The organism is Pseudomonas sp. PGPPP1, from assembly GCF_002255865.1.
In the GTDB taxonomy this organism is placed as follows: domain Bacteria; phylum Pseudomonadota; class Gammaproteobacteria; order Pseudomonadales; family Pseudomonadaceae; genus Aquipseudomonas; species Aquipseudomonas cremoris.
In genome coordinates this window covers 44,740-59,030 of the sequence record NZ_NKIG01000019.1, presented here as the reverse complement: position 1 = coordinate 59,030, position 14,291 = coordinate 44,740, and the positions used below count along the sequence as shown (strand labels likewise).

Below are 14,291 nucleotides of genomic sequence, written 5' to 3'. Positions count from 1 at the left end.
CCCCGCAGGCTCATTGTTGTGCCTTGCAGTGTTGCGGTGCGGGTCGCTCAAGAGAATGGCAGGGACGGCCAGAAGGGGATAAATGTGGCCAAAGGAAGTGACCGCAATTCGCCCATTAATGGCGCATCAGGCTGGGCGCCACACCACTCCAGCGCACAAACGCGTGGCGAAAGCTCGCGGTCTCACTGAAGCCCAGTTGTTCGGCGATCTGATGTATCGGCATTTGGTCCTGCGCCAGCCACTGCTTAGCCTGCTCAAATCGCAGTTCATCGAGCAGTTGCTGGTAGCTGCAACCCAATGCGTGCAGGTGCCGGCGTAGCGTTCGGGCTGAGCAGTTCATCTGTGCCGCCAGGCCATTTAGCCCGGGAGCGGCGTGCAGTTGATCAGCCAGCAGTTGGCGCACGCGATTGAGCCAAGCCTGGCGCCCGGTGAATTCGGAGTTCTGTTTGCGGCAGCGCTCAGCCATGGCTCGGTGGGTGATGGCGTCCGCCAATGGAAGAGGTTGTTGCAGCCACTGCCGGTCGAAAGCAAAGCCATTGGTCAGCGCGTCAAATTGTAAAGGGCAGTCGAAACATTCCGTGTAACGGACGTGGTAATCCGGCGCCGCGTAATCGAAGCGCGCTTCACGAAGCGGTAGCGAGCGGCCAAGCAAGTCATCGCAGATGACCTTCATCGACACCAAACAAAACTCAACGTTGAACGCCGCCAACTCGGGGTTTTCCCGATAGTCGCCAGCGGTCAGCCAGATCTGCTCGCCATCTTCCACCAAGCTGAGCTCGAAAAGTGTTCCCAACAGCGCCGGATAGCGCAGTGCCAGGCGCAAAGCGTCACCTAAGGTGGCACTGGTGAGCAGCGCATAGCCGAGCAAGCCGTAGCTCGACACATGCATGCGCTGGCCCAGTTCCAGGCCAATGTCCTGGCGCAAGGCCACGGCGTTGGCGCAGACGCGCATCTCCTGGCACGTTGTGATGCGCGTATCAGCGTGGCGCAGATCCGCCACGCCAATACCGCTGCCGGCCAGTAGCACGTCGCTCGGCAGGCCCTGATCCTTGAAGGTGGTCAGGACCAGCGACACGGCATTGAGGGTGGTCAGGTGCGAATGCAACATGGGGAAACCAGTGTCAGGGTATGGCACTGGCGCAGCAAGTTGCATGCCGCCCTCTATCGTCGGTTAGCGGCTGGACTCGGATTTCGGGCGCTCGAAAAACAACTTGCGAGCTTCCTGCAGGCTGATCTCACTGCGGTGAAACGCGACGGTTTGCGCGCGGTTCAAGCCTTTTACTGAGTCGGCGGCAAGGCCAAGGCTTTGCTCTTCTGGTGTTTTCAAACGAGCCGACAGAATGAATTTGTCGGGCGTCCAATTGGTACTGTAGTGAAAGTGTGCATACCAGAGCACCTCCTGGGTGGCGCGATCTTTAATGGTGTACTCATCCAGGAAGTCAGGTGTTTGAGACTTGATTCGACGGCGGGTTACCGTTTTCTTGACGATGATTGCATTGTGCCGGCTAAGCCATTCCACCCCCGCCATGGTGGGGGGATATGACTTCAGCGCTCGAAGCACCAACTGGTTGCTCTGCTGGTAGAGCTGGGCCAGGGCACTATCAATGGCTTTGGTCACGGCACTGGCCGGGGGGTAGATGGCATCACTTTCAGTGATGTTGTGTCGGGTCAGGGCCTGCTCGATTGCACGGGAGGCCTGTTCCAACCGTTGTGCATGCTGGTGGTACAGGTACTCAATACCAAAGGGCACGCGATCGGCGAGGTTGGCATGGGTGCGGGCCCGCGCCAGAAACGCTGGCAGCCCATCGAGCAGCGCCTGTCCCAGATTGATGGTCGCCTGCAGATCCCGTTCAACCGGTGCGACGGAAGGCGTGGGGAATGCGTCGTGGACAACCCAGACACCCTTGGTTTTCTCATGGTAAGTGGCGAGGATTTGGTGAGTCAGCGGTGAGCGAATGTCGACCAGGCCGGTTTCCAGACCCACATCGTTCAAGCGTGGCTCGCCAATCAGCAGGCCACTGTAGCGGGTGTGGATAAACTGCCTTAGAGGGCGCGGCGGGGTTGACGGTGGGGTGGGACGGCTCCTGAACAACGCGCGTTCGGCACTCAGCACACTCAGGTGGGCGATGGCTCGTTGTTGGAATACGTTCAACTCAGCGCGCAATTCCTGCAACTGATGGGTGATGGCGTGCTCGGAGAACTCCACTGGGAAATCCTGCAGGCGCTCGTCCAATAATTGAAACTGCTCGATCAGGTTGCTCGAAGTATCAATGCGTTCATCCAGGCGCCGGTCGCTAAGCTCCTCCAGGGTATCGCGCAGACACTGGATCGCGACATCTGCCGTGTCGATGATCTGGTCAATCGCCAGCCAAGCCTCGGGTGCTGTGTGGAGCGTGTTTTGCGGCAGGCACAGGTTGCGACTGAGCGACACGCGAATGGCTTTCAGATCGTCAGCGGTATAGACCGGCATCGAGCCTTTGAGGGTGTTCAAGAGCAGTGCACCATCCCTGGCCAGTGCCCTGAGCTCGGCAAACCTGCCATGCATGTACTCTAGTTGCACGCACAGGTCACCGGCCAGTTCACGCATTTCACGAAAGTCTTCTACTGGACGCTCAAGCGGCTTTTGCGCCTGGCGTTGCATCTGTTCATGCACGGTGCGCCATTTGGGTGTGAAGCGGGAGAGAATCTCGCTCAGCGTGGCTTGGGTCAATTTGGCCTGGGCCTTGATGTAGCCCAAGGCCTTTGGCGCGTACTCCGCACTGGGCTCGTGCACATTCATTTCCTTGAGCATCTGCAGCGCCGACTCAAATTCCGTGCGCTGGTTTTGCAGCGTCTGGAGGTAGACCTGGCGGTTGGCGTCAATCGACGTAGAGGGCCCTGTATCCATCGTCTGGCGCGCGTGGTGCAGTGCTTCCTGGTTGGCTTTTTTCTGGTGTTCGAACGCTTCCAGTTTCCTGCGCAACTTTTCTGCCTCCTGCCGCGCCAGCGCCCGGGCCTTAGTGGTCATGACCTTGGGGCCACCTCCACGCAGGCGAAGGCGTATGTCGATAAACCATTGACCCTTAAGGTTGTGAATCAGCGGCGGGCCGGTGCGCGAAGGGCGTTGGGAGTCGACGATGACCACGGTTTCATTTTCATCCACCGTGACCTGAAACCAGCGGTCTCCCACCGGCGCATACCAATGCTGCCCGTCGCGATACAGGTCTTGCCACGGGCCGACTTCGCCATTGGCTTCTCCCAGCGTGTCGGGTTTGTTCACCTTGAAGCTGTCCAGTACGGTCGCCAGGCTAAGCGGTGTGCGGTTGATGGCACCACTGACGTGCAGAGGCTGCTCATGTGTGACCTGCGCGTTCGAGGAAATGGTCTCCAGTTGGCTGATCGTCACGGTTTCAGGGCGAGTCGGAGGTTCTGGCGAAGGCAATGGTTTGCTTCGTGGGGCCTGACGCGGTGCGCTGCGGCTGATGCTGTGCAGGGTGATTGCCATACCGATGTTCAGTAACAGGTCTGCGAGTGCGGCCCAGGGTGAGTCCTGTTCGGGGTGGGCCTGGGCGTCGGCCACTCGATCCAGCTGATCCATGATCTGCCAGATCCAGGCGGCGATGCCGGTCGTACGCCCCAGAAAGGGCAACGCCAGGTTGAAGATCAACCAGCCGGTGCGTTTGAAGGTGGCCCAGCGTGCCTCGGCGTTGGACACCGATTGCCGGTCGGCCAGGGTCACCAGGGCACTGGCATTGGCGTTGTAGAGTGCGTTGAACAGCTCGCCCGCGACCGGCTTTTGACTGAGTAGCAGCGGCCCACCCATCGTCCATACCTTGAAGGGGTCGGCCAGAAACTCCACCGCTGCCCAGGGCGAAGGCAGGTTCGCGGGGAACACATAGTGGGCGTAATCATCGCGCACGTCGTCGGGTAGCCAGGCCAGTACCGATTCGCGCAGGCTTATTGATTGCTGCAAGGCGTAGAGCAAATTGCTTGGCGCAGGGAACTGCGACAAGGGCTTGTCTAGCAATGGTCGGTACAGCAAGCATGGGCCCGCGGTCGGGTCCTGAGGGCCGATCACAAACATATTGGCCACCACGTCCGGCGTGTTGCCCTTGCGACGGGTCGGCACAAAGCCCAGTGGGCGCATGATGATCGGTTGGCCTTGTACTTGCCGATCATCGGGATCGGCCTGCATGGCCGCCCTCACATAGGCGTAGCCCTGTTCATCAATTGCGCCTTCGTCGAGCAACTTGCACTGCAGCGCCAGGAGCGGGAGTTGGATACGCAAGTGCTCGGCATAGAGTCGCTGACGGCGTTCGGTTTCCTGTGGGGTGCCTAGCAACGTTGTCTTGATCAATGCCGGGTAAGTATTGCCGATATCCACACGGCTGATCAGGCTCTCCAGGTAGTCGACGGTAAGCCATGGCGGCAGTGTGTGTTGGGCATTCTTGCCTATCGACTTGTTTCCCAGAGGCAAGGCGATCAAGTTTTGCAGGGCTAGCTCCGTCAGGCTGAACACCGTGGTCTCGATTTTTCCCGGTACTGTGAACAAGCCCCATATCACGGGGCTACGTACCACGATGTCAAGATCATCCAGCAGCCGAGCCTGTGCGTCGGGGTGGTCCTTGAGCATTTCGGCTGTCAGCCGTTCAAGGGTGTATGACCGGAGGGAGCTGATACCGTCGTCATAACTGCGGCCTTCATTGACACTGTGCAGGGTCGCCAGGTCCTTGAGATGGCGCGAGTACGCATCCTGGTCCGGCGCCGAGGCGTTGGTCAGCCAATCGGGGAGAGTGTGTATGTACATCTGCAAGGAAGGCGCATCGCGCTTGGTCCGAGGCGTTGGCGGTTGCGCCAGTCTGTGCTGAGACGCATCCGGCTCGTGCTGGCCGGAAAAGTCGATGGCGCCGATGTCCTTGATCTGGGAGCCGATAAAGGCGCTGGCCAGGTAATCGAAAAAATCACCTTCGGGCTCGATCAGGCGCCACTGCTGCTTTCCGTGTACCGACAGCAGCGGCAAGGCGTGGCCCAATTGGTCGAGGGATGAGTATTTTTTGAATCCTGTGAACAATGACTGGGTAATGATCACCTCATGGGCACCCTGTTTTCCGATCAGGACGCTGATCAGGTAACCATCAATGTGGTTGATCTTGCCAGTGGCATCGATGTAGTCGATATCGACCACGTAGGCGCGGGGGGCCTCAGGTCCCGTGAGCTTACGTGTCGAGGCGTCCGGCGTGAGAAACAGCTGACGTGCCATAAGGCAATCGTCCTGGGTCAGACCAGGCATTTGGTTCACGTCCCAGAAGTTGCGCAGCGCCTTCGACAGGGCATGCCAGCGTGGGCCGCTATCACCCTCGGCACCGTTCCAGTAATCAAGTTGCGCTTGTTGGTACGCCCGCAACATCACGGGGGCCAGAATGTTCAAGGCGTTGGCGATGTCGAGGATACGTACCGGCAGATGCACCGCCGGCTCAACGATTGGCAACTGGCTTAGAAAATGCTGGCCTTCAATGTACAACGCCGGCACTGCGGTCACGGCCTGCACGGCGAGGATATTGGTGAGCACTTGATAATCACGGCCGACAGGTACGACCTGGTCTTCGTGAATGTCCCACAGCGGAATGCCGACCACGACGGTGTTTGGGTCGATTTCAAGGGCGGGATAGAGCGCCTGCAAACGCTCACGTAACAACGTCGCGGCCACTTCGCGAAAGGCGGGGCCGATAGACATTTGCGCCATCAGCGCGTCAGTGAGGTTGGGTTGGGGGTCGGTGGTAGAGGATGTGGTCATGGCGCGTCCTGACAAGCGAAAGAATGGCAACGACCCCAGGGCAAACCTGGGGGGTTGTCATGCTAGGAAGCGTCGAGTCGGGAACGGTGGTGCTTATATAGAGTGGGCAGCAGCCTTCAGCGCAGCTCGCCGCACAGGTCGAGCTCTACCAGGCGGCGGACTTCCTGAGTACCGAGTCCCGCACCGATCAGTGCGTTGAGCTTGCCGAACGCCGCTTCGCGGGTCATGCCGCCACCGGACAGTACCCCGACGCCGCGCAGGCGGCTGCCGGCTTCGTACACGTCCAGCTCCACGCCGCCTTCATGGCATTGGGTGATCGCCACCACGGCAATCCCTTTGTCCTGCGCATGCTGCAGGCTGGCGAGAAATTCCGGGTTGTCGCTCGGCCCGGTGCCGCTGCCGAAGCATTCGAGGATCAGAGCCTGGATGCCACTGCCGATCACAGCGTCCAACTGTGCAGCGCCAATGCCCGGCACCAGCGGCAGTACACCGACATTGGCCAGGGCTTTGGGCTGGCGATAGTCCAAGGCTTGGGGAATGGCTTCGGCACGGGCTACGCCGCCCTGGCGGTTCAACGCCGCAAAAGGGTTGCGACCAAAACTGCGGACCTTCGCGCAGCGTGTCGGCGCGATCAATGCGCCGTGGAAGTGCAGGTGCACACCGGGCGCCAGGCCGTCGCCCAATGCGGCGAGCGCGCCGCTGACGTTTTCCCAGGCATCACTGTCAGGCACGCCAGCGGGCAGCATAGAGCCAGTGAACACCACCGGTGTCGGCAGGCCCAGCAGCTGGAAACTCATGGCCGCCGCGCTGTAGGCCAGGGTGTCGGTACCGTGCAGGATCAGCACGCCATCGCAGCCTTGGTCCACGGCGTCGATCACCGCCGTACGCAGGCGCTGCCAGTAGGCGGGGGTCATGTTGGCGCTGTCGATCAGCGGCGCCATTTCCTGGAATTTCCACGCGGGCAATGGCTGGTTGGCAAGTTGTTCGCGCATGCGCGCTTCGAAGCCGGACGCGGGGGCCAGGCCGTTGGCGCTGGCCTGCATGCCGATGGTGCCGCCGGTGTAGAGCACCATCACGTTGTTAGCTGATTGCATCGAGAAATCTCCTGAACGAAAAACGCCGCCGGGCCCAGAGCATGCCCAAGGCCGGGCGGCGTGTCATCTATCGATGTTTAGCGTTGTACTTGGGCGTTCAGCTCAGCCGAAGGAGCGGCTTGCGGCTTTACCGGATTGGCCGGCCAGGCCTTGCGGTCCAGGTCCAGGTCAGGGAACTGGCTGGAGTCGAACACCGGCGTCTTGATGCCTGCAGCGCGCTGGTTGTCGTAGTCGTTCAGGATGCGCATGGCGATCTTGAACAGGAACGCCAGGGCGAACAGGTTGACGAACGCCAACAGGGTCATGGTGATGTCGGCAAAGGCGAACACGGTGCTCAGGTTCTCGATGGAACCCCAGAAAATCAACGCCAGCACCAGCGCGCGGTAGCCCATCAGCACCTTGCGGTTGTTGCCGACCAGGAAACGCAGGTTGCTCTCGCCGAGGTAGTAGTTGTACATGATCGAGGTGAACACGAACAACGCCAGCGCCACCGAGATGAACATGCGGCCCCAGTCGCCAACTACAGCTGCCAGGGAGTTCTGGGTGAGGGCAATGCCGTCGCCTTCGAAGCCTGGGGTGTAGAAGCCGGAAAGCAGGATCAGCAATGCGGTGCAGGTGCAGATCACAAAGGTGTCGAGGAACACGCTGAACGCCTGCACTACGCCCTGGGCAATCGGGTGTTCTACGGAGGCCACCGCTGCCACGTTAGGCGCACTGCCCAAACCGGCTTCGTTGGCGAACACGCCGCGCTTCACACCCATGATGATCGCGCTGCCCACCAGGCCACCGAAGGCTTGGTCGAGGCCAAAGGCACTCTTGACGATGGTCGCGAGCATGGCCGGCACGTGGTCGAATTGCAGCACGATCACGTACAGGGTCACGGCGATGTAGACCAGGGTCTTGACCGGTACCAGCAGGTCGGCAATCGAGGCGATACGCTTGATCCCGCCGATGAACACCAGGCCCAGCAATACCGCCAGCGCCAAGCCGGTGTAGGTGGTATCCAGGCCGAAGGCGTTGTTCAGCGAGTGTGTCACGGCGTGGGCTTGCAGGCCGTTGAAGGCGAAACCGAAGGTCACCAGCAGCAGGAAGGCCATGACCATCCCCAGCCAGCGCTTGTGCAGGCCGTGCTGGATGTAATACGCCGGGCCGCCACGGAAGGTGCCTTCCGCGTCAGTGCGCTTGTACAGCTGGCCGAGGGAGCATTCGATAAAGCTCGACGACATGCCCACCAATGCGGTGACCCACATCCAGAACACGGCACCCGGGCCACCCAAGGTGACGGCGATACCGACACCGGCGATGTTGCCGGCACCCACGCGGCCGGCCAGGCTGAGCATCAGCGCCTGGAACGAACTGAGCTGATCGGAACTGTTTTTCAGGCTGTCGCGGAATACCGAGAACATGTGGAAAAAGTGACGCAGCTGTACGAAACGCGAGCGAATCGTGAAATAACCGCCGAGCCCGACAATGAGCACGATCAGTACTTTCCCTGAGAGGAAGTCGTTGATGACTTCGAGCATGGAGTGTTCCTCGCTGATTTTTCTAATGGCAAACGCAGGACGGTTCGACGCCATCGCTTAGCACCAGGCAGTGCGCGACAGTTCGACCCCAATCCTTTTGCGGGTTGTTATTCATGCGGTTTCGCGTGTGTATCCGGGCCTCGTTACCGACGGCCGCAGCGCGAAGAGGGGCGGCACTATACCTAGGCGAACGTGATCCGTCTGCCTGGGGCGATTAAAGGTTTCAGCAGGGTGGCGGGCTTGCAGGGCGATATTGGATTTTTTATGGGCTTCATTTCACAACCTTGAGGCAAAAAAAAGGGCCTGAAGAACGAGCCTTCAGGCCCTCAAAAGGTGAGAGGTGTCTAGTCCCTCAACCTGGTGAGCGGTGCAACAAACGCTTAGGCCTTGAGCGGGACCAAACGTGGGGCAATCATGTTTTCGGGGCGCAGGATGTCGTCGAGCATGGCGTCGTCGAGCAAGCCTTCTTCGCGCACCAGTTCCAGCACGCCACGGCCGCTTTCAAGGGCGATACGTGCGATGCGGGTGGCGTTTTCATAGCCGATGTACGGGTTCAGTGCGGTGACCAGGCCGATGGAGTGCTCCACCAGTTCGCGGCAGCGCGCTTCGTTGGCGGTGATGCCGACGATGCAGTGCTCGCGCAGCATGTCCATGGCGCGTTGCAGCAGGCGGATCGAGTCGAAGATCTTGAAGGCGATCAGCGGCTCCATCACGTTCAACTGCAGTTGGCCGCCTTCGGCTGCCATGGTCAGCGCCAGGTCGTTGCCGATCACTTGGAACGCAACCTGGTTAACGGCTTCCGGGATCACCGGGTTGACCTTGCCGGGCATGATCGAGCTGCCTGGCTGACGCGCCGGCAGGTTGATCTCGTTGATCCCGGTACGTGGGCCGCTGGACAGCAGGCGCAGGTCGTTGCAAATCTTCGACAGTTTTACGGCAGTACGCTTGAGCATGCCGGAGAACAGCACGAAGGCGCCCATGTCGGAGGTGGCTTCGATCAGGTCGGCAGCCGGTACCAGCGGCTGGCCGCTGATGGTGGCCAGGCGTTGTACGGCCAGGGCCTGGTAACGTGGGTCGGCGTTGATGCCGGTACCGATGGCGGTGCCGCCCAGGTTCACTTCGGTCAACAGCTCCGGTGCCAGGGTTTTCAAGCGGGCCAGGTCTTCACCGAGGGTGGTGGCGAAGGCGCGGAATTCCTGGCCGAGGGTCATCGGCACGGCGTCTTGCAACTGGGTGCGGCCCATTTTCAGCACGTGGCCGAACTCGACGCCCTTGGCGGCGAAGGCTTGGATCAGGCTGTCGAGGCTGGCCAGCAGCGCGTCATGGCCCAGCAGCAGACCCAGGCGGATCGCGGTTGGGTACGCGTCGTTGGTCGACTGCGCCATGTTCACGTCGTTGTTCGGGTGCAGGTACTGGTATTCGCCTTTCTGGTGACCCATGGCCTCCAGTGCAATGTTGGCGATGACTTCGTTGGCATTCATGTTGGTTGAAGTGCCAGCGCCGCCTTGAATCATGTCCACCACGAACTCTTCGTGGAAATCGCCGCGGATCAGACGGGCACAGGCTTCGCTGATGGCAGCGTGCTTGGCTTCACTGAGCTGACCCAGCTCGCGGTTGGCGTCTGCCGCCGCTTGCTTGACCATTGCCAGACCGACCACCAATTTCGGGTAATGCGAAATCGGAACGCCCGAGAGGCGGAAGTTGTTCACCGCTCGCAGGGTCTGGATGCCGTAATACGCTTGTGCAGGTACTTCGAGTACGCCAAGCAGGTCTTTTTCGGTACGGAAAGATGCAGCGGAGGACATGACGGAAATCATCTCGATATGGACCCGGAACTGGCCGGAACGCTGCGAATGCTAGGCTTGTGAGAGTTTTTGGGCCAATGCTGTTAAGCACTGGCCTATGCATAAACGGCATAATGTGCGTGTGACCCGGCTATCATGGCGGGCGTGTGTGCCAAAATGGTGCGTACCCGTGGGAGGAAGTAATGAACCTTGAGAGCAAATGGCTGGAAGACTTCAGCGCCCTGGCGGCTACCCGCAGCTTTTCCCAGGCGGCGGAACGGCGCTTTGTCACTCAGCCTGCATTTAGCCGACGCATCCGCAGTTTGGAAGCCGCGTTGGGCCTGACTCTGGTCAATCGCTCGCGCACGCCGGTCGAACTGACGGCGGCAGGGCAGTTGTTCCTGGTCACTGCGCGCACAGTGGTCGAACAGCTGGGTGAGGTGCTGCGCCATTTGCATCACTTGGAAGGCGGGCAGGGCGAAGTCATGCAAGTGGCCGCCGCGCACTCCCTGGCGCTGGGCTTTTTTCCACGCTGGATCGCGCAACTGCGTAACGAAGGCCTGAATATCGCGACCCGATTGGTCGCCACCAACGTCGGTGATGCAGTGCACGCCTTGCGCGAAGGCGGTTGTGATTTGATGCTGGCGTTCTATGACCCGGACGCGGCGATGCAGATGGATGCGGAAATCTTCCCGTCGCTGCACCTGGGCAACACCGAAATGCTCCCGGTGTGCGCCGCCGATGCCGATGGCAGGCCGCTGTTTGATCTGGAAGGCGAGGGCAGTGTGCCGCTGCTGGCGTACAGCGCTGGCGCGTTCCTTGGCCGCTCGGTACACCTGCTGCTGCGCCAACGCGCGCTGCGCTTTACCACCGTGTATGAAACCGCCATGGCTGACAGCCTTAAAAGCATGGCGCTGGAAGGTTTGGGCATTGCCTGGGTGCCGCAGTTGAGTGTGCGGGCGGAACTGGCGCGCGGTGAATTAGTGGTCTGCGGCGGGCCGCAGTGGCACGTGCCGTTGGAGATTCGTTTGTATCGCTGCGCATTGGTGCGCAAGGCGAACGTGCGGTTGTTGTGGCGCAAGTTGGAAGGTGGGGCGGCACAGAGCACCTGAGCGCGACGAAGTTCAAATGTGGGAGCTGGCTTGCCTGCGATGCAGACACCTCGATACATCAGGCCGTTTGAGGTGATGCTATCGCAGGCAAGCCAGCTCCCACATTGACCCAGTTTCCATGGGGAATGGGTGTTGGTTTCGCTGACCTGAAAGTCAATAAAACCGCCACTTTGACCCGCTAGACAGATGGTCATCCAAGGGGCTGTTTATCTGGATTATTACGGTATACTGCGCGGCCTTCGGCCGGTTCAACCGGCCTTAATTCGTACAACAAGCCACGCCGGATTTCCCGCGTGGCTTGTTGTTTTTTGACGCGCCTGCGGGCGCCCAGAGAGAAGAGGCACGACGATGAGTGCATTGGTTGGCGTGATCATGGGCTCCAAGTCCGATTGGTCCACCCTTAGCCACACCGCCGATATGCTGGAAAAACTCGGCATTCCGTATGAAGTGAAAGTGGTCTCTGCCCACCGCACCCCGGATTTGCTGTTCCAGTATGCCGATGAAGCAGAATCCCGTGGCATCGAGGTGATCATCGCCGGTGCCGGCGGTGCAGCGCATTTGCCTGGTATGTGTGCGGCCAAGACCCACCTGCCGGTGCTCGGCGTGCCGGTGCAGTCGGCGATGCTCTCGGGCGTGGATTCGCTGTTGTCCATCGTGCAGATGCCGGCCGGTATCCCGGTGGCCACCCTGGCGATCGGCAAGGCCGGCGCGATCAACGCCGCCCTGCTGTCCGCCAGCATCCTGGGCGCCAAGCACCCGCAGTTCCACGCGGTGCTGAAAAAATTCCGTGCTGAGCAGACAGACAGCGTGCTGGACAATCCAGACCCACGCATCGCCTGAGGTTGTTGACGATGAAAATCGGTGTAATCGGTGGCGGCCAACTGGGCCGCATGCTGGCCCTGGCGGGAACCCCGCTGGGGATGAACTTCGCTTTCCTGGACCCGGCGCCAGACGCCTGCGCAGCCGCGTTGGGTGAGCACTTGCGTGCTGACTACAGCGACCCGGACCACCTGCGTCAACTGGCTGACGAAGTCGACCTGGTGACCTTCGAGTTCGAAAGCGTTCCAGCCGAAACCGTGGCGTTCCTGTCGCAGTTCGTGCCGGTGTACCCGAGCGCGGAGGCCTTGCGCATCGCTCGCGACCGCTGGTTCGAGAAAAGCATGTTCAAGGACCTGGGCATTCCCACACCGGCCTTCGCCGATATCCAGTCCCAGGCGGACCTGGACGCGGCCGTCGCCAGCATCGGCCTGCCGGCCGTGCTGAAAACCCGCACCCTGGGTTACGACGGCAAGGGCCAGAAAGTCCTGCGTACTGCGGCTGACGTGGTGGGCACCTTCGCCGAACTGGGCAGCGTTGCCTGCCTGCTGGAAGGCTTCGTGCCGTTCACCGGCGAAGTCTCGCTGATCGCAGTGCGTGCCCGTGATGGCGAAACCCGCTTTTACCCGTTGGTGCACAACACCCACGACAGCGGCATTCTCAAGCTGTCCGTGGCCAGCACCGACCATCCTTTGCAGGCCCTGGCGGAAGATTATTCCAGCCGTGTGCTCAAGCAGCTGGATTACGTCGGCGTGATGGCGTTCGAGTTCTTTGAAGTTGACGGCGGCCTCAAGGCCAACGAAATCGCCCCGCGCGTGCATAACTCCGGGCACTGGACCACCGAAGGCGCCGAGTGCAGCCAGTTCGAAAACCACCTGCGGGCGGTTGCGGGCTTGCCGTTGGGCTCAACGGCCAAGGTGGGCGAGAGCGCCATGCTCAACTTCATCGGCGTGGTGCCAGCGGTTGAAAAAGTCATCGCCATCGACGACTGCCACCTGCACCACTACGGCAAGGCCTTCAAGGCCGGGCGCAAGGTCGGCCATGCCAACCTGCGCTGCAAGGACCGCGCAACGCTTGAAGCGCAGATCCTTAAGGTTGAAGCGCTGATCGCCGAGCAATAAGCCTGGGATCGGCGGGAACCATTCGGTAACCGCCATCCTCTGATTGCAGGATGCCAAAGCCTGACTAGGCTTTGGCATAGCTCACTTCATTCAGAGGGAAATGCCATGGGTATCATCGGAACCATCTTTATCGGCCTGATCGTCGGCCTGCTGGCGCGTTTCCTCAAGCCCGGCGACGACAGCATGGGCTGGATCATGACCATCCTGCTGGGTATCGCAGGTTCCTTGGTCGCCACCTATGGTGGCCAGGCCCTGGGCATCTACCAGGCGGGCCAGGGCGCAGGCTTTATCGGTGCACTGATCGGCGCCATCGTGCTGCTGGTAATCTACGGCCTGATCAAAAAGAAATGATCTAAGCGACAAAGCCCTCTGCGCTGCGCAGGCGCAGAGGGCTAGAATGCCGGCACTGTTTCCTTGCTGAGCTGCTCCCCATGCGTCGTCTTCTGTTGACTCTTCTTTTGCTGGGCTCCGGCCTTGCGCACGCCGGCGAATTGCCGGAAACCGACTGGCTCGACTTGATGCCGCTTTCTGACCAGAAAGCCCTCGAAGCCATGCCCGAAATCGACCACAACTCCCCCGAAGCCCAGGGCACCTTTACTGACAAGGGCGGGCTCAAGCAGAGCAAAGGCCTGCCGGCGGTGATGTATTCCACCAAGACCGTGGCCGCCATGAACGGCAAGAACATCCGCATCGGCGGTTACCCGGTGCCACTGGAAACCGACGCCAAGGGTCGTAGTACGTTGTTCTTCCTGGTGCCGTACCCAGGGGCTTGCATCCATGTGCCGCCACCGCCACCTAACCAACTGGTGCTGGTGCGTTATCCCAAGGGTTTGAAGCTGGATGATATCTACACGCCGCTGTGGGTTACGGGCACGTTGAAGGTGGAGAAGGTCAACAATGACCTGGCGGACGCGGCGTATGCGCTGGATGCGGGAAAGGTGAGGGTAGTGAAAGAGTCAGATCTCTAAAGTCTAGTAAAGATCAAATGTGGGAGCGGGCTTGCTCGCGAATGCGGTGGGTCAGCCAGCTCATCTGGTTCTGATACACCGCATTCGCGAGCAAGCCCGC

Annotated in this window: 10 protein-coding genes; 5 read left to right on the top strand and 5 right to left on the bottom strand. The window is 60.5% G+C overall.

Annotated features, from left to right (window positions below):
• Positions 1-115 precede the first annotated feature (115 nt).
• The 5 genes from CFE47_RS20280 to aspA form a co-directional block, all read right to left on the bottom strand.
• Positions 116-1,108, bottom strand: coding sequence for an AraC family transcriptional regulator (locus tag CFE47_RS20280; RefSeq protein ID WP_286839823.1), 993 nt, complete (start codon positions 1,106-1,108; stop codon positions 116-118).
• 63 nt (positions 1,109-1,171) lie between these two features.
• Positions 1,172-5,773: a hypothetical protein gene (locus CFE47_RS20275; protein ID WP_286839821.1), complete on the bottom strand. Its 4,602-nt coding sequence runs from the start codon at positions 5,771-5,773 to the stop codon at positions 1,172-1,174.
• Positions 5,774-5,889: 116 nt separating this feature from the next.
• On the bottom strand, positions 5,890-6,867 hold the full coding sequence (locus tag CFE47_RS20270; protein WP_286839818.1) for an asparaginase: 978 nt from the start codon (positions 6,865-6,867) through the stop codon (positions 5,890-5,892).
• Positions 6,868-6,944: 77 nt separating this feature from the next.
• Positions 6,945-8,390, bottom strand: coding sequence for an alanine/glycine:cation symporter family protein (locus tag CFE47_RS20265; protein ID WP_286839815.1), 1,446 nt, complete (start codon positions 8,388-8,390; stop codon positions 6,945-6,947).
• Positions 8,391-8,770: 380 nt separating this feature from the next.
• Positions 8,771-10,195: an aspartate ammonia-lyase gene (gene aspA, locus CFE47_RS20260; RefSeq protein ID WP_017739004.1), complete on the bottom strand. Its 1,425-nt coding sequence runs from the start codon at positions 10,193-10,195 to the stop codon at positions 8,771-8,773.
• Between the two features lie 182 nt (positions 10,196-10,377).
• On the opposite strand from aspA, the gene CFE47_RS20255 reads away from it, so the two are divergent.
• The 5 genes from CFE47_RS20255 to CFE47_RS20235 all read left to right on the top strand — a co-directional run bounded on the left by CFE47_RS20255 (position 10,378) and on the right by CFE47_RS20235 (position 14,191).
• The gene (locus CFE47_RS20255) at positions 10,378-11,286 is read left to right on the top strand and encodes a LysR substrate-binding domain-containing protein (RefSeq protein ID WP_286839811.1); all 909 of its coding nucleotides are present in this window, start codon (positions 10,378-10,380) and stop codon (positions 11,284-11,286) included.
• A 348-nt stretch (positions 11,287-11,634) separates the two neighbouring features.
• The gene (purE, locus tag CFE47_RS20250) at positions 11,635-12,126 is read left to right on the top strand and encodes a 5-(carboxyamino)imidazole ribonucleotide mutase (RefSeq protein WP_003176980.1); all 492 of its coding nucleotides are present in this window, start codon (positions 11,635-11,637) and stop codon (positions 12,124-12,126) included.
• Positions 12,127-12,137: 11 nt separating this feature from the next.
• Complete coding sequence (locus CFE47_RS20245) at positions 12,138-13,223, top strand: 5-(carboxyamino)imidazole ribonucleotide synthase (RefSeq protein ID WP_122485249.1); 1,086 nt, start codon at positions 12,138-12,140, stop codon at positions 13,221-13,223.
• 105 nt (positions 13,224-13,328) lie between these two features.
• Entirely contained in the window at positions 13,329-13,574 is a 246-nt protein-coding gene (locus CFE47_RS20240; RefSeq protein WP_017253508.1) for a GlsB/YeaQ/YmgE family stress response membrane protein, read from the top strand.
• Between the two features lie 80 nt (positions 13,575-13,654).
• Positions 13,655-14,191 (top strand): DUF3299 domain-containing protein, encoded by a 537-nt coding sequence (locus CFE47_RS20235; protein WP_050784921.1) that lies wholly within the window; start codon positions 13,655-13,657, stop codon positions 14,189-14,191.
• Positions 14,192-14,291 lie beyond the last annotated feature (100 nt).

Bases quoted from the DNA above. Each gene is read 5' to 3' on its own strand.
- CFE47_RS20255 (WP_286839811.1), top strand. From the start codon at position 10,378: ATGAACCTTGAGAGCAAATGGCTGGAAGACTTCAGCGCCCTGGCGGCT.
- CFE47_RS20245 (WP_122485249.1), top strand. From the start codon at position 12,138: ATGAAAATCGGTGTAATCGGTGGCGGCCAACTGGGCCGCATGCTGGCC.
- CFE47_RS20235 (WP_050784921.1), top strand. From the start codon at position 13,655: ATGCGTCGTCTTCTGTTGACTCTTCTTTTGCTGGGCTCCGGCCTTGCG.
- aspA (WP_017739004.1), bottom strand. From the start codon at position 10,195: ATGTCCTCCGCTGCATCTTTCCGTACCGAAAAAGACCTGCTTGGCGTA.
- CFE47_RS20270 (WP_286839818.1), bottom strand. From the start codon at position 6,867: ATGCAATCAGCTAACAACGTGATGGTGCTCTACACCGGCGGCACCATC.
- CFE47_RS20275 (WP_286839821.1), bottom strand. From the start codon at position 5,773: ATGACCACATCCTCTACCACCGACCCCCAACCCAACCTCACTGACGCG.
- CFE47_RS20265 (WP_286839815.1), bottom strand. From the start codon at position 8,390: ATGCTCGAAGTCATCAACGACTTCCTCTCAGGGAAAGTACTGATCGTG.
- CFE47_RS20240 (WP_017253508.1), top strand. From the start codon at position 13,329: ATGGGTATCATCGGAACCATCTTTATCGGCCTGATCGTCGGCCTGCTG.
- CFE47_RS20280 (WP_286839823.1), bottom strand. From the start codon at position 1,108: ATGTTGCATTCGCACCTGACCACCCTCAATGCCGTGTCGCTGGTCCTG.
- purE (WP_003176980.1), top strand. From the start codon at position 11,635: ATGAGTGCATTGGTTGGCGTGATCATGGGCTCCAAGTCCGATTGGTCC.